Annotated in this window: 13 protein-coding genes; 6 read left to right on the top strand and 7 right to left on the bottom strand. The window is 73.5% G+C overall.

Annotation, left to right across the window (positions count from 1 at the left end; genetic code table 11):
- Positions 1 to 141: 141 nt before the first annotated feature.
- Entirely contained in the window at positions 142 to 2,172 is a 2,031-nt protein-coding gene (locus GA0070623_RS24870) for a TIGR03960 family B12-binding radical SAM protein (RefSeq protein WP_084261479.1), read from the bottom strand.
- A 982-nt stretch (positions 2,173 to 3,154) separates the two neighbouring features.
- On the opposite strand from GA0070623_RS24870, the gene GA0070623_RS31160 reads away from it, so the two are divergent.
- Complete coding sequence (locus tag GA0070623_RS31160; RefSeq protein WP_231932882.1) at positions 3,155 to 4,528, top strand: hypothetical protein; 1,374 nt, start codon at positions 3,155 to 3,157, stop codon at positions 4,526 to 4,528.
- 45 nt (positions 4,529 to 4,573) lie between these two features.
- Here the strand turns inward: GA0070623_RS31160 and GA0070623_RS24860 are convergent, their stop codons facing one another.
- Together GA0070623_RS24860 and ileS are read right to left on the bottom strand one after the other, a co-directional pair.
- The gene (locus tag GA0070623_RS24860) at positions 4,574 to 5,266 is read right to left on the bottom strand and encodes a lysophospholipid acyltransferase family protein (RefSeq protein ID WP_067314267.1); all 693 of its coding nucleotides are present in this window, start codon (positions 5,264 to 5,266) and stop codon (positions 4,574 to 4,576) included.
- A 161-nt stretch (positions 5,267 to 5,427) separates the two neighbouring features.
- Entirely contained in the window at positions 5,428 to 8,574 is a 3,147-nt protein-coding gene (ileS, locus tag GA0070623_RS24855; RefSeq protein WP_067314270.1) for an isoleucine--tRNA ligase, read from the bottom strand.
- Positions 8,575 to 8,892: 318 nt separating this feature from the next.
- Between ileS and GA0070623_RS24850 the strand changes: the two genes are divergently transcribed.
- Genes GA0070623_RS24850 through GA0070623_RS24840 form a run of 3 tightly spaced genes read left to right on the top strand, consistent with a single transcriptional unit; the run spans position 8,893 to position 11,507 of the window.
- Positions 8,893 to 9,903: an ABC transporter ATP-binding protein gene (locus GA0070623_RS24850; protein ID WP_067314272.1), complete on the top strand. Its 1,011-nt coding sequence runs from the start codon at positions 8,893 to 8,895 to the stop codon at positions 9,901 to 9,903.
- Positions 9,900 to 10,670, top strand: coding sequence for an ABC transporter permease (locus tag GA0070623_RS24845; protein ID WP_231932539.1), 771 nt, complete (start codon positions 9,900 to 9,902; stop codon positions 10,668 to 10,670). Before GA0070623_RS24850 ends, GA0070623_RS24845 begins: the two co-directional genes overlap by 4 nt.
- A 48-nt stretch (positions 10,671 to 10,718) precedes the next feature.
- The gene (locus GA0070623_RS24840; protein WP_067314275.1) at positions 10,719 to 11,507 is read left to right on the top strand and encodes an ABC transporter permease; all 789 of its coding nucleotides are present in this window, start codon (positions 10,719 to 10,721) and stop codon (positions 11,505 to 11,507) included.
- A 33-nt stretch (positions 11,508 to 11,540) separates the two neighbouring features.
- Here GA0070623_RS24840 and GA0070623_RS24835 read toward each other — a convergent pair whose 3' ends face one another.
- Positions 11,541 to 12,323: an alpha/beta fold hydrolase gene (locus GA0070623_RS24835; protein ID WP_067314276.1), complete on the bottom strand. Its 783-nt coding sequence runs from the start codon at positions 12,321 to 12,323 to the stop codon at positions 11,541 to 11,543.
- A gap of 143 nt (positions 12,324 to 12,466) precedes the next feature.
- On the opposite strand from GA0070623_RS24835, the gene GA0070623_RS24830 reads away from it, so the two are divergent.
- Positions 12,467 to 14,911 carry a glycogen debranching N-terminal domain-containing protein gene (locus tag GA0070623_RS24830; protein ID WP_084261573.1) on the top strand — a complete coding sequence of 815 codons (2,445 nt, stop codon included), beginning with the start codon at positions 12,467 to 12,469 and terminating at the stop codon, positions 14,909 to 14,911.
- A gap of 146 nt (positions 14,912 to 15,057) precedes the next feature.
- On the opposite strand, the gene ndk is transcribed toward GA0070623_RS24830, so the two are convergent.
- Positions 15,058 to 15,483, bottom strand: a complete 426-nt coding sequence (gene ndk, locus GA0070623_RS24825) for a nucleoside-diphosphate kinase (RefSeq protein ID WP_067315060.1) — start codon at positions 15,481 to 15,483, stop codon at positions 15,058 to 15,060.
- A gap of 141 nt (positions 15,484 to 15,624) precedes the next feature.
- Here ndk and GA0070623_RS24820 point away from each other — a divergent pair, with 141 nt between their 5' ends.
- Positions 15,625 to 16,992 (top strand): VOC family protein, encoded by a 1,368-nt coding sequence (locus GA0070623_RS24820; RefSeq protein WP_067315050.1) that lies wholly within the window; start codon positions 15,625 to 15,627, stop codon positions 16,990 to 16,992.
- 87 nt (positions 16,993 to 17,079) lie between these two features.
- Here GA0070623_RS24820 and GA0070623_RS24815 read toward each other — a convergent pair whose 3' ends face one another.
- Complete coding sequence (locus tag GA0070623_RS24815) at positions 17,080 to 17,589, bottom strand: DUF4233 domain-containing protein (RefSeq protein WP_084261620.1); 510 nt, start codon at positions 17,587 to 17,589, stop codon at positions 17,080 to 17,082.
- Complete coding sequence (locus GA0070623_RS24810; protein ID WP_231932864.1) at positions 17,586 to 18,857, bottom strand: bifunctional folylpolyglutamate synthase/dihydrofolate synthase; 1,272 nt, start codon at positions 18,855 to 18,857, stop codon at positions 17,586 to 17,588. Before GA0070623_RS24810 ends, GA0070623_RS24815 begins: the two co-directional genes overlap by 4 nt.
- Between the last annotated feature and the right edge of the window lie 90 nt (positions 18,858 to 18,947).

Below are 18,947 nucleotides of genomic sequence, written 5' to 3'. Positions count from 1 at the left end.
CCTCCGGCTGTGGTTTCCTGCTGATCGTCGTACTCCTCGGTCTCGAACCGGCCGAGCGTCCCCGCGGCCCGGCTGCCGGTGACGATAGCCCCATGATCGTCGCCGCGGGGCGGGCGGCACGCCGACCCGCCCCGGCGACGGTCACTGCTGGGCGCCGGTGGGCACCTTCAACGCGGTGACCGGGGTGAGCGGCAGGAGCTTGCGGCCGGTGGGGCCGATCTGGATCTCGGTGTCCATCGACGGGCAGACGCCGCAGTCGAAGCACGGGGTCCACCGGCAGTCGTCCTGCTCGTACTCGCTCATCGAGTCCTGCCAGTCCTGCCAGAGCCAGTCCTTGTCCAGGCCCGAGTCGAGGTGGTCCCAGGGCAGCACCTCCAGCTCGTCGCGCTCGCGGGTGGTGTACCAGTCCAGGTCCACGCCGAAACCCGGGAGCACCCTCGCGGCGGCGTCCACCCAGCGCCGGTAGGAGAAGTGCTCGCTCCACCCGTCGAACCGGCCCCCGTCGCGCCACACCTCGTGGATCACCGCGCCGACCCGGCGGTCCCCCCGGCTGAGCAGGCCCTCGATCAGCGACGGCTCGCCGTCGTGGTAGCGGTAGCCGATCGCCCGGCCGAGCGAGCGGTCCGCGTTGATCGCCTGCTTGAGCAGCTTGAGCCGGTGGTCGATGACCTCCGGCGGGGACATCGACGCCCACTGGAACGGGGTGTGCGGCTTCGGCACGAACCCGCCGATCGAGACGGTGCAGCGGATGTCCTTGGAGCCGGTGGCCGCCCGACCGGCCCGGATCACCTCGTGCGCCATGTCGGCGATCTCGAGGACGTCGGCGTCGGTCTCGGTGGGCAGCCCGCACATGAAGTACAGCTTCACCTGCCGCCAGCCGTTGGTGTACGCGGTGACCACCGTGCGGATCAGGTCTTCCTTCGACACCATCTTGTTGATGACCTTGCGGATCCGCTCCGACCCGCCCTCCGGGGCGAAGGTCAGCCCGGTCCGCCGGCCGTTGCGGGACAGCTCCTGCGCCAGCTCGATGTTGAACGCGTCCACCCGGGTCGACGGCAGCGACAGCGAGACGTTGGTGCCGGTGTACTGCTCGGCCAGGCCGGAGCACATGTCGCCGATCTCGGAGTGGTCGGCCGACGACAGCGACAGCAGACCCACCTCGTGGAAGCCGGAGAACTCCAGGCCCTGCTGGACCATCTGCCCCACGGTGGTGATCGACCGCTCCCGGACCGGCCGGGTGATCATGCCGGCCTGGCAGAACCGGCAGCCCCGGGTGCAGCCCCGGAAGATCTCCACCGCGTACCGCTCGTGCACCGTCTCGGCCAGCGGCACCAGCGGCTTCTTCGGGTACGGCCAGGCGTCCAGGTCCATGGTGGTGCGCTTGTGCACCCGGAACGGCACGTCCGGGCGGTTCGGCACGACCCGCTGGATCCGGCCGTCGGGCAGGTAGTCCACGTCGTAGAAGCGCGGCACGTAGACGCTCTCGGTGCGGGCCAGCCGCAGCAGCAGCTCGTCCCGGCCACCAGGACAGCCCTCCGCCTTCCACTCCCGGACGATCGTGGTGATCTCCAGGACCGCCTCCTCGCCGTCGCCGAGCACGGCGGCGTCGATGAAGTCGGCGATCGGCTCCGGGTTGAACGCGGCGTGCCCCCCGGCCACGATCACCGGGTCGGCGTCGGTACGGTCGGCGGCGCGCATCGGGATGCCGGCGAGGTCGATCGCGGTGAGCAGGTTGGTGTAGCCCAGCTCGGTGGAGAACGAGACCCCGAACACGTCGAAGCGGCGCACCGAACGGTGCGCGTCGACGGTGAACTGCGGCACCCCGTGGGCACGCATCAGCGCTTCCAGGTCCGGCCAGACCGCGTACGTCCGCTCGGCCAGCACGTCGGGCAGCTCGTTGAGCACCTCGTAGAGGATCTGCACGCCCTGGTTGGGCAGGCCCACCTCGTACGCGTCGGGGTACATCAGCGCCCACCGTACGGTCGCCGCATCCCAGTCCTTGACCACCGCGCCCAGCTCGCCACCGACGTACTGGATGGGCTTGGTCACCTGGGGCAGCAGCTCCTCCAGCCGGGGCCAGACCGACAGCTCCGAGTCGTGGTGCGGCGACAGACCCACCGCGTCATCGGTCATGGCCGCGGCCGGGCGCGGCGTGGTGGACGGAACACTCATGGAGCCCAAGGGTACGCGTCCACCATCGGACGGCTCGTCGCACCGCCCGCCTCCCCCACCCCCTCCCCCGCTCTCTCCTTCTCCCCTCGGGCGCGGCACGGGCGTACTCATGATCACCTACGCCCCAGCAACACAACGTCCGGCGTGTCGGGTCGGCCACGCGTAGACGATCATGTGTTGCTCGGGTGGCCCGCAAGAGTCAGGTGGCTGCGGGGCCGGGGGTGCGTTCGGGACTTTCCGGGGCCGGGGGTGGGCGGGCGCGGGACCGCCGATTGGTCGAGGTGGCGCCCCGGTACTAACCTCGCAACCGGTGCGAGAGGAGATTGCCGCGATGCCGGAGCCGCAGCCGGGAGCAGACCGGCCGGCCGACGGGGGTGACCCGGTCCCGGGTCGGCAGCAGGATCCGGTGGTCACCACCGGGCCGCCCGACCTCCCGGTACCGCCACCCGGCGACCCCACCGCCCCGGACGACCTCCCGGTACCGCCATCAGGCGACCCCGCTGGGCCGGACGAACCGCCCGCTCCGGTGAACCCGGGCGGCCCCGCGCACCCGTCGGGCGACACCGCCGGTGCCGGCACCGGCGTCGACTCGGCCACCCCGGTCCGGCCCGCCCCCGCGCCGGAGCCCGCCACGAAGCCGGAGCCCACCATCCCGCCGGAACAGGCCAGCCCTACCGAGCCCACCAGCCCGCCGGAACAGACCGGCTCCGCTGAGCCGCCCCGCCCACCGGAGCCGGCCGGCAACCCCGACCCGGGGCAGACAAACAGCGACGTCCCGGCACAAACCAGCAGTGACGGGCAGGCCGGCTCTCCTGAACCATCCCACCGATCAGCACCAGCCGGCCCGCCGGAGCCGGCCGATCCGGTCGTGCCGAGCCACCCGCCGGAGTCGGCCGAGCCAGTCACACCGGCCGATCCAGTCACACCGGTCGTCCCGGCCGAGCCGGTCGTGCCGAGCCACCCGCCGGAGCCGGTCGGTCCGGTGCGCGGGGTCGCACCCGGTCCGGTCACCCCGGCCCGGGGATCGGCCGCTGTTCCCGGCCGGGGCGCACCACCCGAGCCGCCGACACCCGCTCAGCCCGACCCGATCCGTCCGGCACAGCGCCCCGACGCCACCCGGATCGAGCAGCGCCCCGACGCCACCCGGATCGAACCCCGCCCCGACGCCACCCGCCTGGAGCAGCGGCCCGACCGGACGCTGGAGGAGCCGGTCGTCCCCCGGTGGAGCGGCTCTGCCGCTGTGCCCGCACCACCACCGCGCCGCCCGGGGTGGGGTGAGTCGGTCGAGTTCACCCCGGCACCGCCGCCCCCGCCACCGCCTCCCCCGTCGCCGGAGCTGCCCGAACACCGCACCCCGGTGGATCCGTGGGCGGGGGCGGACACCGGCGGCTGGGACCTGCACCACCCCGAGCTGGCCCTGCTGCCGCCGCCGACGCCCCACCCGGCGTCACCGCCGACCCGCCCCTACCCGTCCGCCGCCGACCCGGCCCCGGCCCACCAGCACACCCCGACCCCGCCGTACCCACCGGCGGTGTCACCTGCTCCGGCGACACCCTCGCCGACCCGGCCGTACCCGATCGCGCCGGTGCCCACCGCGCGGCCGGTGTCCCCACCACCACAGGCCCACCCGGCACCGCCCCCGGCGGCCCGCCCGGCCCTCCCACCGCCCCCGCAGGCCCGGCCGGCACCACCGCCGCAGGCCCGGCCGGCGGCGCCGCCCCGGCAACCGAAGCAGCGTCGGGGCCGTCCGGAGCCCGTCGCCCCGCCACCGCCGAACCCCGGCAGGCCCCCCAAGGGGTACGTCCGTCGCAAGCGTCGGCGCTGGCCGTGGGTGCTGCTGCTCACCCTGGCCTGCTGCTGCGGCTGCCCCGCCTGGTTCGGCAGGCCGGCCTGGCAGCAGTACCCGGCCGACGCCGCGCTGCCCGCCCAGGTGGCCGACCTGACCCTGCGGGCGGACTCGGGCCCCGAGGTCGAGAAGCTCAAGACCGAGGTCCGCAAGGCGAACCTGCTGGCCGAGGATGTCTACGCCGGGGTCTACGGCACGTCCGACGGCAAACGGGTGATCGTCTTCGGTGACACCGGCTTCCGGCTCAGGCCGGAGTCCGACGCGGACGACGCCATGGTGCGACTGACCGACACCTTCCGGCTCGGCACGCCACAGCCGGTGGACAGCGGTGTCCGGGGCCGGTACGACCGCTGCGCGACCGGGTCCTCGGACGGCACCGACGTGGTGGTCTGCACCTCGGTCGACCACGGCAGCAGCGCGACCGGGGTCTTCACCCGGCTCTCGGTGGACGACAGCGCCCGGTTGCTCGCCAGGATGCGCGCCCAGATCGTCACCCCGAAGCAGGGCTGACCGCGGCGTCGGCACCACCCGTCGGCGCGACGGGTGGTGCGCCGGTCAGGCCGGCGTCCCGCCCGCGGTCGGCTCGACCCGGCGGGGGGCGTACCGGGGGACGTACTCCTGACCGGTGAGCTTCTGGATCTCGGCCATCATCTCGTCGGTCATCTCCCGCAGCGAGGTGCGGTCGTCGGAGCGGCCGGTGAAGTCGAGCGGCTTGCCGAACCGGATGACGATCTTGCCCCGGCCGGGGCGGGGGATCCGGGTGCCGATCGGCTGGGCCTTGTCGGTGCCGGTCACCCCCACCGGGATCACCGGCACGCCGGCCGCCACCGCCAACCGGGCGGTGCCGGTCCGTCCCCGGTAGAGCCGCCCGTCGGGCGAGCGGGTTCCCTCAGGATAGACGGCGACCAGGTCACCGGCGCGCAGTGCCGGGATGGCGGCGTCGAACGCCGACAGCGCGGCCCGCCCACCGGACCGCTCGACCGGGATGGCACCCAGGCCGGTGAGCACGACCCGGGACAGGGTGCCCTTCGGACCGGTGCCGGTGAAGTACTCCGACTTGGCCCAGAAGGCGAGGTGCCGGGGGACGACGGTGGCGAGCAGCAGCTCGTCGGCGACGGAGAGATGGTTGCCCGCGAAGATCGCGCCGCCGCTCGCCGGGACGTGCTCCAGACCCTCCACGACCGGGCGGAAGGCCAGCCGCATCGTGGGGCCCACGGTGAGTTTGCCGATGGTGTAGAGCAGCGGCACGGGTCCTCCGACGGTCGTACGGTGACAGGCGGTGTCACGGTAGCGGACGCACGCCCGCGCGACCCAACGGGTGTGGGCGCGTCCGCCCACTGGATTCCGGATATCGGCGAGGACCCCGGGCACGCCAGGGCAGCGCGGGCCCGGGGTCCTCCCCGCACCGTTCAGACCGGTCGGACGCGCACCGTCACCGGCTCGCCGTCGCCGACCTCGCCGGTGAAGCCGGTCAGGTCGTCGACGAAGTCCACCGTGTCCGCGAGCACCTCCCGGGCGACGAACCCGGTGTACGCCGACACCGCCGCCCGGACGTCCCCGGAGGCCGACACCGCCAGCACGATCCGGTCCGAGATGTCCAGGTCGGCGTCCCGGCGGGCCTGCTGCACGACCCGGACCACGTCCCGGGCCAGCCCCTCGGCGGCCAGCTCCGGGGTGACCCCGGTGTCGAGCACCACCACGCCCTCACCACCGGGCAGCGGCGCGGAGTGCTCGGCGTCGGCGGCGACCAGCCGCAGCTCGTACTCGCCCTCGGCGAGGGTGACCCCGGCGGCGACGGGAGCGCCGTCGCGCAGCTCCCACTCCCCCGCCTTGACCGCCCTGATCACCTGCTGCACCTGCTTGCCGACCCGGGGGCCGAGCGCCCGGGGCACCACCGTCAGCACCTGCTGGCAGTAGTCGGCGACCTGCCCGGAGAACTCCACCGCCTTCACGTTGACCTCGTCGGCGACCAGGTCGGCGAAGGGCCGCAGCTGGTCGGCGACCGGCGAGGCCACGGTCAGCCTCGGCAGCGGCAACCGGACCCGCAGCCCCTTGGCCTTGCGCAGCGACAGCGCCGCCGAGCAGACGTCCCGGGTGGCGTCCATCGCCGCGACCAGGTCGTGGTCGGCGGGCAGATCCTGCGCCGACGGCCAGTCGGTCAGGTGCACCGACCGTCCGCCGGTCAGCCCGCGCCAGATCTCCTCGGCGGTCAGCGGGGCCAGTGGCGCCACCACCCGGCAGAGCGTCTCCAGCACCGTCCACAGGGTGTCGAACGCGTCGGCGTCACCCGACCAGAACCGGTCCCGCGAGCGGCGCACGTACCAGTTGGTCAGCGCGTCGAGGTAGGACCGGACGGTGGCGCACGCCCCGGAGATGTCGTACGCGTCCATCTGCGTGCCGGCCGTCTCCACCAGCTCGCGGGTCTTGGCCAGCACGTACCGGTCGAGCAGGTGCGTGCTGTCCACCCGCCGCCGGGCGGTGTGCCCGTCGGCGTTGGCATAGAGCGAGAAGAAGTACCAGACGTTCCACAGCGGCAGCAGCACCTGGCGTACGGCGTCGCGGATCGCCGGCTCGGTCACCGCCATGTCGCCGCCGCGCAGCACCGGCGAGGACATCAGCATCCAGCGCATCGCGTCCGAGCCGTACGCGTCGAAGACGTGGTAGACGTCCGGGTAGTTGCGCAGGCTCTTGGACATCTTGCGCCCGTCGGAGCCGAGCAGGATGCCGTGGCTGAGGCAGTTGCGGAACGCCGGCCTGTCGAACAGCGCGGTGGCCAGCACGTGCATGGTGTAGAACCAGCCCCGGGTCTGCCCGATGTACTCGACGATGAAGTCGCCCGGGTAGTGGTGCTCGAACCAGTCGGCGTTCTCGAACGGGTAGTGCACCTGGGCGAACGGCATCGACCCGGACTCGAACCAGCAGTCCAGCACCTCCGGCACCCGACGCATCACCGACTTCCCGGTCGGGTCGTCCGGGTTGGGGCGGGTCAGGTCGTCGACGGCCGGCCGGTGCAGGTCGGTCAGGCGGACGCCGAAGTCCCGTTCGATCTCGGCCAGCGAGCCGTAGACGTCCAGCCGGGGGTAGTTCGGGTCGTCGGACTTCCAGGCCGGGATCGGCGAGCCCCAGAACCGGTTGCGGCTGATCGACCAGTCCCGGGCGTTGGCCAGCCACTTGCCGAACGAGCCGTCCTTGATGTGGCCGGGGGTCCAGTCGATCTGCTGGTTCAGCTCGACCATCCGGTCCCGGAACTGCGTCACCGCGACGAACCACGACGACACCGCCTTGTAGACCAGCGGGGTGTCGCAGCGCCAGCAGTGCGGGTAGGAGTGGGTGTAGGTGTCCTGCCGCAGCACCACCCCCCGCTCCTTGAGCTCCCGGATCACCGGCTTGTTGACGTCGAAGACCTGCTCGCCCTGGTATGGCGGGACCAGCGCGGTGAACCGGGTGTGGTCGTCCACGGTGACGATGGTGGGGATGCCGGCGGCGTTGCAGACGTTCTGGTCGTCCTCGCCGAACGCCGGGGCGAGGTGCACGATCCCGGTGCCGTCCTCGGTGGTGACGAACTCCGCGCCGAGCACCTGGTAGGCGTTCGGGCCGGCCTGCTCGACGAGGAAGTCGTAGAGCGGGGTGTAACGGCGTCCGACCAGGGCCTTGCCGGTCACCCAGCCGACCTGCTCGTACCCCTCCAGCTCCTTGGCGTACGCCCCGAGCCGGGACTCCCCGACCACGTACCGCTGGCCGTCGCGCTCCAGCACCGCGTACCGGATGTCCGGGCCGACGGCGAGCGCGAGGTTGGACGGCAGGGTCCACGGCGTGGTGGTCCAGACGCCCAGCCTCACCGGCCCACGGACCAGCTCCGGTGCCCGCTCGTCCGGGGTCAGCTCGAACCACACGGTCAGCGTCGGGTCGTGCCGGTCGCGGTAGACGTCGTCCATCCGGGTCTCGGTGTTCGACAGCGGCGTCTCGCACCGCCAGCAGTACGCCAGCACCCGGAAGCCCTCGTAGACCAGACCCTTGTCGTGCAGGGTCTTGAAGGCCCACATGACGCTTTCCATGTAGTCCAGGTCGAGGGTCTTGTAGTCGTTGGTGAAGTCGACCCAGCGGGCCTGCCGGGTGACGTACCGCTCCCAGTCCTGGGTGAACTCCAGCACCGACGAGCGGCACGCGTCGTTGAACCGGGCCACCCCGAGGTCGAGGATCTCCGCCTTGCTGGTGATGCCGAGCTGCTTCTCGGCCACCACCTCGGCGGGCAGGCCGTGGCAGTCCCAGCCGAAGCGCCGCTCGACGTGCCGGCCGCGCATGGTCTGGTAGCGCGGCACCACGTCCTTGACGTACCCGGTGAACAGGTGGCCGTAGTGCGGCAGGCCGTTGGCGAACGGCGGACCGTCGTAGAAGACGTACTCGTTCTTGCCGTCGTCGCCGGCCGGCCGGGCCGCCACCGAGGCCTCGAAGGTGCGGTCGGCGGTCCAGTGCTCCAGGACACGGCGTTCGACCGCGGGCAGGTCCGGGCTCGCCGGGACGCCGGCGGCGGTCGGGTCGTGCAGCGGATAGCCCATCGGGGGTCGCTCTCCTCTGGCAGCTCACTCAGTCGTGGTCTGCGAGGACGAGCCTGGTCAGGTACGCCGTCGTCGACGCCCCGGGCCGGGCCCGCGGTACCACCCCGCTTGACGGTCAGGATCGACCGCCCGCTCGTTGGCCGGCTGTGACGGGCCGCCCCGTCCGGTTCTACTCGGGTGTCGCCACCGTTTCTTCCGGAGGCTCACCGGTGATGGCCGGGTCGTCGCCTGTACCGGCAAGGATACTCGACCGGTGCGGGCCACCGCCGCCGAGTAACGGGGGTGCGGCCGGCCCCGCCGACCCATAGATTCGCGGCCATGGGTGAGCACGCGATCGAGGCGGTGGGGCTGTGTCGCCGCTACCGCAGCCGGACCGGTTGGTTACGGCCCCGGCGCCGGGAGGTGCACGCCGTCGCCGGGGTCGACCTCGCGGTGGGCCACGGTGAGCTGTTCGGCCTGCTCGGCCCGAACGGCGCCGGCAAGACCACCACCATCAAGCTGCTCAACACCCTGCTCGTCCCGACCGAAGGCGAGGCCCGGATCTGCGGCTTCGACGTGGTCCGGCAGACCCGTGAGGTGCGCCGCCGGATCGGGTACGTCTTCGGCGGCGACCGGGGTCTCTACGACCGGCTCTCCGCCCGGGACAACCTGCGTTACTTCGCCGAGCTGTACGGCGTCCCGGGCCGGGAGCAGAAGCGGCGGATCGCCGAGCTGTTCGAGCTGGTCCGGCTGACCGGCCGGGAGGACGACCGGGTCGAGGGCTACTCCCGGGGGATGCGCCAGCGGCTGCACATCGCCCGGGGGCTGCTGCACCGGCCCCGGGTGCTCTTCCTCGACGAACCGTCGATCGGGGTCGACCCGGTGGCCGCCCGCGAGCTGCGGCAGACCGTCGCCGACCTGGCCGCCACCGGCACCACCGTGCTGCTGACCACGCACTACATGGCCGAGGCCGACGAGCTGTGCGGCCGGATCGCGGTGCTCGCGGGCGGCCGGATCCAGGCCCTGGGCACCCCCGCCGAGCTGCGTCACCACGCCGACGGCCGGCGGGTGCTGGAGGTGGAGGCGTACGGGGTGACCGACGGACAGGTGGCCGCCATCCGGGCCAGGCCCGGCGTCCGCGAGGTGAGCCTGGCGGTGCACGGGGCGGCGCAGCTGCTCGGGGTGCAGTCCGACGCGGGGGTGGACGTGCAGGCCGCCGTGCTGCGGGAGCTGGACGGGGTACGGCTGGGCCGGGTGACCTCCCGGCAGCCCACCCTGGAGGACGCCTACGTGGCGATCGTCAACCGGGCTGCGGGGCCGGCGACGCTGGACGGGCGGGTGCCGGCGTGAACACCGTGCGGATGATCGCGGTCGGCGCGCTGCTGCACGTCAAGCAGTTCAGCCGGTCCCCGTTCGAGATCGCCGTCGCGCTGGTCGTCCCGGTGGTGCAGGCGACCCTGGCGGTCTACCTGTTCCGGGCCGGCGGTGCGCCGGACCGGTTGCTGGAGGCGGCGGTGGGCGCGGGCCTGATGGGGGTCTGGTCGACGGTGCTGTTCGGCTCCGGTGGGGCGATCCAGAACCAGCGCTGGCAGGGCACCCTGGAAATGATCATGTTGGCGCCCCGGTCGCCGGCGCTGGTGCTGCTGCCGGTCACCCTCGCCACCGGCATCACCGGCACGTACGCGATGCTCGCCACGCTGGCCTGGGGCCGGCTGCTCTACGGCATCCCGCTCGACTTCGCCCATCCGGTGGCCTTCCCGGTCGCCGTGGCCGGCTGCGTCGCCGGGCTGGGCATGTTCGGGCTGCTGCTGGCGTCCAGCTTCGTGCTGCTGCGGCACGCCAACGCGCTGGCGAACATGCTGGAGTACCCGATCTGGCTGGTGTCCGGGATGCTCGTGCCGGTCACCGCGCTGCCCGGCTGGACCGGGCCGGTCGCCGCGGTGCTCCCGACCACCTGGGGCGCCCGCGCGGTGCACGAGGCCGCGGCCGGCGGCCCGGTCTGGCCGGCGCTGGGCGTCTGCCTGGCGATCAGCCTGGCCTGCCTGGCCGCCGGCTGGGTGTTGATGACGTACGTCGAGCACCGGGCCCGGGTCGCCGCGACCCTGGCCCTGGCCTGAGGGGGCACCGGTGACCGCCCTGCCCCGACCGGTCGACGGAGGTTCCCGGTGAGTGCGCTGTTCCGGCTGGTCGGCGTCGGCGGGGTGATCGCCTACCGGGCCCTGTTCAACTGGACCACCCCGTCGATCTTCGTGGGCACGCTGCTGGTGGGTCCGCTGTTCCAGCTCTTCTTCTTCGCCTACCTGGGGCGGGAGTTCGGGGTCGCCGACGACCGGTTCTACGTCGTCGGCAACGCGGTGCTCACCGCCTCGCTGGCCTGCGTCTTCGGCGGCACCATGGCGGTGGCCAACGAGCGGCGCTTCGGCACCCTCGGGCACGTGCTGCTCTCGCCGCGCAGCCGCACCGCGATCTTCCTCGGCCGGGTGCTGCCGTACGCCGGCAACGGTCTGCTGATCGCGGTGAGCACGCTCACCGTGGCCGCGCTCCTGCTCGACCTGCGGATCGCGCCCACCGCGCTGCCCGGCCTGCTGCTGGCCCTGGCCACGGCGTCGCTGGCCTGCGGCTTCTTCGGGCTGACCCTGGGGGCGTTGGGGCTGCGCTTCCGGGACGTCTTCCTGATCTCGAACGTGGCGGTGGCGCTGCTGCTGCTGTTCACCGGGGTGAACGTGCCGGCCGGCGACCTGCCGGCCGGGGTGCGCGCGGTCGGCGCGGTGCTGCCGGTCACCCATGCCGCCGACGCGGCCCGGCGGCTGGCCGGCGGGGCCACGCTGGCCGACGTCCTGCCGGCGATCGGCGTCGAGCTGGCCGTCGGGATCGGCTACGCCGTGCTGGCGGCCGGGCTGCTGACGGTGTTCGAGGCGGAGTCCCGTCGCCGCGCCTCGCTGGACACCCTCTAGGCGCGGGCCGGCGGACCGCCGCCCGGTCACGGGTCAGCCGGTGACCTCCCGGTAGCGGTCGAGCATCGCGTCCACCTGGGTCGGCACCTGGAGCTGCACGAAGTGTCCGGAGCCCACGGTCTGCCCGATGAACGCCTGCGGGGCGAGTTCGGCCAGCCGGGCGTAGTCGGCGAACGGGGCGTTGCTGCCCACGAAGAGCAGCGGGCGGTCCCAGCGGCGCAGGGCGGTCCCGTCCCCGTCGGCGGCGATCCAGTCGGCCAGCCCGGCGATCGGCGCGTACGCCACCTCGGTGGAGGGTCGGGCCGTGGCCGCCACCACCCGCTCCACCAGGCGCGGGTCGGAGTAGGGCGGGAAGTAGGACCGGATGATCGACTCCCGGACCGCGCCCGAGGTGTCGTCCCGCAGCGAGGCCGCCACCTGGCCGATCGCGGCGGCGGCGCCGGGCGGCCCGGCCACCGCGGAGTCGAGCAGCCCCGACCCGGTGAACCGGGTCCGGTCGCCGGCGGCGGCCACCAGCGACCAGACGCCGCCCAGGCTGTGCCCGATCACGAAGACCCGGTGCAGGTCCAGGGCGTGGGCGAAGGCCCGCAGACGGTCCGCCATCGCGGTCACGCCGTAGCCGTCGGCGGGGGGCGGGCTGGCCCCGTGGCCGGGCATGTCGACGGTGATCGCCCGGGCCTCCCGGTCGACCAGGTGCCGGGCCAGCGGGGTCATGAAGTCGTGGTCACAGCACCAGCCGTGCACCAGCAGGAAGGTGTCGCGCCGGCCGTGCCCGTGCGTCCAGTACCGCATCCCGGCGGCCGTCTGCCCGTCCATCGTCGAGTCCTCCCCGAGGTGTACGCAGCGTGGTCTTCCTTCCACCTAAGCGCGCCCACCCGATTCTGTCGCGGCGTATTGTTCCTTTTAGCACGCCTAGACCTTTTTGTGGGCGCGGGTGACGGTGGACGGGGGCGCGGCCGGTGGACGGGTTGATCGACGAGTTCTTCGCCGGTCTGACCACCGACTGCCGGGGGCGGTTGCCCGCCGCCCCCGCCGGGCTGCTCCGCTTCGACCTCACCGCCGAGGACGGGGAGACGGCCACCTGGTTCGTCCGGCTCGCCGCCGGCCGGCCACAGGTCACCCGGACCGGTGACCGACCCGACTGCACCGTGGAGGTCCGGCCGGCGGCGTTCGCCCGGCTGCTGGCGGGGCGGGACAACCTCGTGGCGATGCTGCTGCGGGGAAGCGTCTCGGTCGTCGGCGACCTCGCCCTGCTGTTCACCTTCCGGCGGCTGCTGCCGGTGCCCGCCGACAGCACCGGGACGGACCCGTCGGCCGATCTGGTCCCGCACACCGCCCCCCACTTCATCGGGCTGCACGAGACCACCAGCGTCTTCGCCGGCAACCTGTTCATGATCAGCGCCCAGAACGGGGACGTGCTGACCGAGCCGACCACCCCGCTCGGGCTCTTCTCCTTCGACACCCGGTTCCTGTCGACCTGGCGGCTGACCGTCAACGCCGAACCCCTCTCGGTGCTCTCCGTCGACGACGTCGCCACCTACGAGGCGAAGTTCGGACTGGTGCCCGGCGAACCCACCCACTACGTCAACGCCACCACCTCCGTGCTGCGCCACCGCTGGGTGGGTCCGGAGTTCGAAGAGGAGATCACCCTGTTCAACTACGCGCCGGAGCCGGTGCGCTACGTCGTCCGGCTCGACGCGGCGGCGGACTTCGCCGAGGTGCTGGAGGTGCGCGACGGCTTCCGCCGGTCCCGGCCGGTGACCGCCACCGTCGCCGAGGACACCCTCCGGCTGCACTACAAGCGGGGCGGCCTGCACCGGGAGACGGTGATCACCTCCAGCACGCCGGCCCGGTTCGACGAACGCGGCCTGACCTGGACGTTCACCATGGCACCCCACGACACCTGGTCCACCCGGCTGCGGGTGCTCGCCCTGCTGCGCGACCTGCACCGCCGTGACCTGCGGGAACGACTGACCAGCTCGGTCGGCCGCAACCACCACCAGCGGGGCCGGGACATCGCCGACCGGACCGCCGTGGTGCCCCGGCTGCGCGCCGACCACAAACCGTTGCAGCAGGCGTACGAGTACGGCGTCCGGGACCTGGCCGCGCTGCACTACCCCGGGCTGAACTTCCAGACCGCCCTTCCCGCCACCGGACTGCCCTGGTCGATGGCCCTGCTCGGCCGGGAAAGCCTGATCAGCAGCTTCCAGGCGCTGCCCTTCATGCCCGACCGGGCGGTCAACACGCTGCGCATCCTGGCGCTCAGCCAGGGCGTCCGGCAGGACCCGTTCCGGGGCGAGCAGCCCGGCAAGATCGTCCAGGAGAGCCGCTACGGCGACTCCGGCGCGTTCAACGACACCCCGGAGGCCGCCAGTTTCACCGCGGCCGACACCACCGCCCTCTTCGTCATCCTCCTCGACGAGTACGAACGCTGGACCGGTGACGAGGACCTGGTACGCCGCTTCGAGTTCGAGGTCCGGGCCGCCCTGGACTGGCTCGACACCGACGCCGACCCGGACGGCACCGGCTACGTCTGGTCCGCCCGCCACCCCACCCGCACCGGGCCGCAGAACGAGAGCTGGCGCAACTCGGCCGAGGCGATCTGCTTCCACGACGGCCGCCCGGCCACCTTCCCGCAGGCGATCTGCGAGATCCAGGGGTACGCCTACGATGCCCGCCGACGGGCCGCCCGGATGGCCCGCCGCTTCTGGGCCGACCCGGCCTGGGCCGACCGGCTGGAACGCGACGCCGCCACGCTACGGGAGCGGTTCGACCGGGACTTCTGGCTGCCCGAACGCGGCCACTACGCGGTGGCGTTGCAGGGCGACGGCACCCCGCTGGACTCGCTGACGTCCAACATGGGCCACCTGCTCTGTACCGGCATCGTCGCCGACCACCGCGCCGAGCAGGTGGTGGCGCACCTGTTCTCCCCGGCGCTCTACTCCGGCTGGGGCATCCGCACGCTGGCCAGCACCGCGGCCGAGTACAACCCGCTCGGGCACCACACCGGCGCGGTCTGGCCGTGGGAGAACTCGATGATCGCCTGGGGGCTGCGCCGGGCCGGTTTCCGGGCACACGCCGGCCGGATCGCCACCGGGCTGCTCGACGCCGCCCGGCACTTCCAGGGCCGGCTGCCGGCGTACCTCACCGGCTACGACCGGGCCATCACCCACGTCCCGGTCCCGCACGGCTTCACCGACAGCCCGTACGCGCCGTCGGCCGGAGCACCCCTGATGCTGCTGCGGGCGCTGCTCGGCCTCGAACCGTACGAGGACCACCTCGCCGTCGACGCCGCGATGCCGGAGGAGCTGGGGCAGATCGAACTGCTCGACATCAGGGGTCGCTGGGGGTACGCCGACGCCCTCGGCCGGGGCCGCCCCTTCAGCGACCGCCCCACCCGGTAGCGCCCGCTGCCCGGCCCGGAGGGTCGGCTCCGCCCGCTGCCCGGCCCCGTGGGTCGGCTCCGCCTGCTGCCCGGCCCCGTGGGTCGGCTCCGCCTGCTGCCCGGCCCCGTGGGTCGGCTCCGGCGGGTGACCGGGGTGGCGGACGGTCAGCCCAGGGCGGGGAACCAGAGCGCGATCTCGCGCTTGGCGCTGTCGACCGAGTCCGAGGCGTGCACCAGGTTCTCCCGGTTGGACAGCGACAGGTCGCCCCGGATCGTGCCGGCGGCGGCCCGACGCCCGTCGGTGCTGCCGATCATCGCGCGGACCACGTCGATCACCTGGTCGCCGGAGAGCACCAGCGAGACCAGCGGCCCACTGGTCATGAACGTCTTCAGCGGCGGGTAGAACGGCTTGTCCACGTGCTCGGCGTAGTGCTGGTCGGCGAAGCCGCCGTCCAGCGTCCGGGTCTCCAGCGCCTCGATCCGCAGGCCCTTCCGCTCGAAGCGGGAGATGATCTCGCCGACCAGGCCGCGACGCACCGCGTCCGGCTTGATCAGTACGAGGGTGCGCTCATCCGGGCTGCTGTTGGACACGCTGGGTTCCTCCTGTGCGCGCATGGCGGTTCGGCTGGGTACGGTCAGCCTAGCGACCCGGTCCCGGCACCGACGCGGCGGCTGCTCTTTCCCTCGGTCGCCGACCGGCCTAGCCTGGCTCTGACCCCTGGGAGGTCCACTGTGGCGAATGGCGGGAACCGCACCATCGCGCCGGTACGAAAGTTGATCGCCGCCGTGCTCGGCACCGTGGCGACCTTCGTCGTCCTGTTCGGGCTGGGCATGACCAGCTGGGCCATCGTCGCGCTGGGGGTGGCCCTGGTGGTGCTCGCCATCGCCCTGGGCACCGTGCGCGGCGGCGGGCGCACCTGGGTGGTCGGCGTCGGCCACGTGCACAGCGCCTCCGAGCCGCCCACCCAGTATTCCTTCGGCCGGTGCGAACTTCAGCTCGTGATCGACGCGCCGGGCATGCCGCCCCGGTCCAAGAAGATCATCGAGCCCCGGGTGCCGGTGGCGAAGTGGCCGTCGCTGGGGCAGACCCTGCCGATCCGGGTGGCCCTGGACGACCAGCGGCACGTCCGCGTCCTCTGGGACGAGGTGCCGACCCACACCGAGTCGGCCTCCACGCTGGCCGACCTGCCGCCGGAGTACGCCGGGGCCGAGCCGCTCGACGACCTGCTCATCCAGCAGGAGGCACCGCCGTGGGCGGGGCGGACGGCCGACGACGACTTCCGGGACGAGTTCCGGGACGACCCGCTGCCCACCGACCCGCCGCCCGCCGACCCGCCGCAGGCCGACCCGCTGCGGCCGGCGGCGTCCCGCCCGGAGCCGGCGCGGGCCGAGTCGCTGCGGGACGACCTCGGGATGCTGACCGACGACCGCAAGCCGGTGGTCGTGCACCAGCGGCCCGGCGGTCCGGTGGTGCTGGAGGGCACCGTGGTCGAGCAGCCGGCGTCCGGTGGGTTGCCCCGCCGGGCCACCGTCACCACCGCGCCCACCCCCCGCCCGCCCGCCGAGGAGCGGTTCGACGAGCCGATCCTCGACCCGGTCGACGTACCCCTCGACGCCCCCGCCGCCACCGAGGGCCGGCTCGACCCGGAGCTCGACGAGGCGATCTTCGGGTACGACCCGACCACCGCGCCGGACGACGGGGACGACCGGGAGGACCCGGCCGCCCCGATCAGTGGCGTCGGGCTGACCCTGCTGGTCACCGACCTGGCCCGGTCCCTGGAGTTCTACCGCGACATGCTCGGCTTCGAGGAGTTCGACCGGGGCTCCGGCAACGCGGTGCTCGCCTCCGGGGCGACCCGGCTGGTGCTGCGCGAGGTGACCGGGGCGGCCCCGATGAGCCGCCGGCTGGTCCACGTCAACCTGGAGGTGGACGACATCGAGGCGGCCTACCGGCGGCTCAAGGACACCGGCCTGCGGTTCACCTACGCGCCCCGGGTGGTCAACCGGGGTTCCCGGGTGGAGGTGTGGGCCGCCGCCTTCCGCGACCCGGACGGGCACGGCATCGCGCTGACCCAGTGGCGGGAACGCGCCGACGCCTGACCCGCTCAGCCGGGGACGACCCGGCGGTACCCGCTCAGCCGGGGACGACCCGGCGCGCGGTCAACCGAGGATGACCCCGGCACCCGCTCAGCCGAGGATGACCCGGCGCACGTGCAGCGCGTACGCCCACACCAGCGCGAAGATCACGCCCAGGCCGAACAGCGACCAGTGCAGCAGGCCGGCGAGCAGCAGCAACCCCTGGAGCACGGTGCCCGCCGACCAGGCCCACCGGCGGCGTATCAGCCCGGCCAGCAGCACCGCCGCCACGGCCAGCGCCACGGTGGCCGCGATCGCCGCGCCGCCGAAGTCCCCGCCGACCACCCGGATCGGCTGGATGGCGAGCAGCAGGACCAGCGCCTCCAGCCCGAGCGTCCCGGCACCGAGGCCACGGACGGCCGCCTCCGGGTTACGCAGCCCGGAACGCCGCCCGGGGTGCCCCGCCGACGCCCCGCCATCCCCGGCCGGGGCCTCCCCCGACGGGAGGTCCCCGGTCGGCGCTCCTCCCGGCCGGGTGTCCCCGGGTCGGGTCGTCCCGGGCGGGGACGACCGGTCGCCCGGGGTGACCGGGTCCGGGCGGTCCGGCCCCGGCCCGGTCATCGCTTGAGCAGCCGTCGGGCGTCGGCCACCGTCACCACCGAGCCGGTGACCAGCACCCCCACCCCGGACAACTCCCCGGGGACGTCGGCCTCGGCCTCGGCGACGGCCGCCTCGATGGCGTCCGGCATGTCGGCGGCCACCTGCACCCGGTCCGGTCCGAAGACCTCCCGGGCCAGCTCGGCCAGCTCGTCGGCGGGCATCGCCCGGGGCGAGGTGTTACGGGTGACCACGAGCGAGTCGAGCACCGGCTCCAGCAGCTCCACCAGGCCGGCGGCGTCCTTGTCGCCGAGCACGGCGAGCACCCCGACCAGCTTGCTGAACGCGAACTCCTCCTGGAGCGCGGTGACCGTGGCCGCCATCCCGTGCGGGTTGTGCGCCCCGTCCAGGAGCACCGTCGGGGCGTTGCGGACCTTCTCCAACCGCCCCGGGGAGCTGGTCGAGGCGAAGCCCTCCCGGACCGCCTCGATGTCGAGCTGCCGCTTCGCCCCGGCCCCGAGGAACGCCTCGACGGCGGCGAGCGCCACCGCGGCGTTCTGCGCCTGGTGCGCGCCGTGCAGCGGGACGAAGACCTCCTCGTACACCCCACCGAGGCCCTGGATGGTCAGTACCTGGCCACCGACGGCGACCGCCCGGCGCAGCACCCCGAACTCCGCGCCCTCCCGGGCGACGGTGGCACCGACCTCGGCGCACCGTTCCAGGATCGGCCGGGCCGCCTCCTCCTCCTGGGCGGCGGCGATCACCGTCGCGCCGGAGTGGATGATGCCGGCCTTGTGCAGGGCGATGTCCTCCAGGGTGTCGCCGAGCCACTCGGTGTGGTCCAACCCGATCGGGGTGAGCACCGCCACCCCGGCCTGGAGCACGTTGGTGGCGTCCTCGGCACCGCCCAGACCCACCTCCACCACCGCCACGTCGACCGGCGCGTCGGCGAACGTGGCGAAGGCCAGCGCGGTGGTCAGGTCGAAGTAGGTGAGCGGCTCGGCCGACCGCTGGTCGACCAGGTCGGCCAGCGGCTTCACCTCGCGGTACGTGGCGACGAAGCGGGCCTCGTCGACCGGCTCCCCGTCCAGGCTGATCCGCTCCCGGACGGTCTCCAGGTGCGGGCTGGTGTAGCGACCGGTGTGCAGGCCGAAGGCCCGCAGCAGCGAGTCGATCATCCGGGCCGTGGACGTCTTGCCGTTCGTCCCGGTGAGGTGGATCGACGGGTACGCCCGCTGCGGGCTGCCCAGCAGGTCAAGCAGCGTCTCGATCCGGTCCAGCTCGAAGTGCATCCGGGTGAACCCGCGCGCGGCCAGCTCGGCGTCGACGGCGGCGAACTCGCCGGCCCCGGGCCGGCTGGTGTGGTCGGTGCGGTCGGTGCG

The sequence above is a fragment of the Micromonospora rifamycinica genome, assembly GCF_900090265.1.
Taxonomy (GTDB): Bacteria; Actinomycetota; Actinomycetes; order Mycobacteriales; family Micromonosporaceae; genus Micromonospora; species Micromonospora rifamycinica.
This window is presented reverse-complemented; position numbering and strand designations above follow the sequence as displayed.

Coding starts and splice junctions, on each gene's coding strand:
- GA0070623_RS24835 (WP_067314276.1), bottom strand. CDS start 12,323: ATGGACGGGCAGACGGCCGCCGGGATGCGGTACTGGACGCACGGGCAC.
- GA0070623_RS24870 (WP_084261479.1), bottom strand. CDS start 2,172: ATGAGTGTTCCGTCCACCACGCCGCGCCCGGCCGCGGCCATGACCGAT.
- GA0070623_RS24850 (WP_067314272.1), top strand. CDS start 8,893: ATGGGTGAGCACGCGATCGAGGCGGTGGGGCTGTGTCGCCGCTACCGC.
- GA0070623_RS24815 (WP_084261620.1), bottom strand. CDS start 17,589: ATGACCGGGCCGGGGCCGGACCGCCCGGACCCGGTCACCCCGGGCGAC.
- GA0070623_RS24810 (WP_231932864.1), bottom strand. CDS start 18,857: ATGCACTTCGAGCTGGACCGGATCGAGACGCTGCTTGACCTGCTGGGC.
- ileS (WP_067314270.1), bottom strand. CDS start 8,574: ATGGGCTATCCGCTGCACGACCCGACCGCCGCCGGCGTCCCGGCGAGC.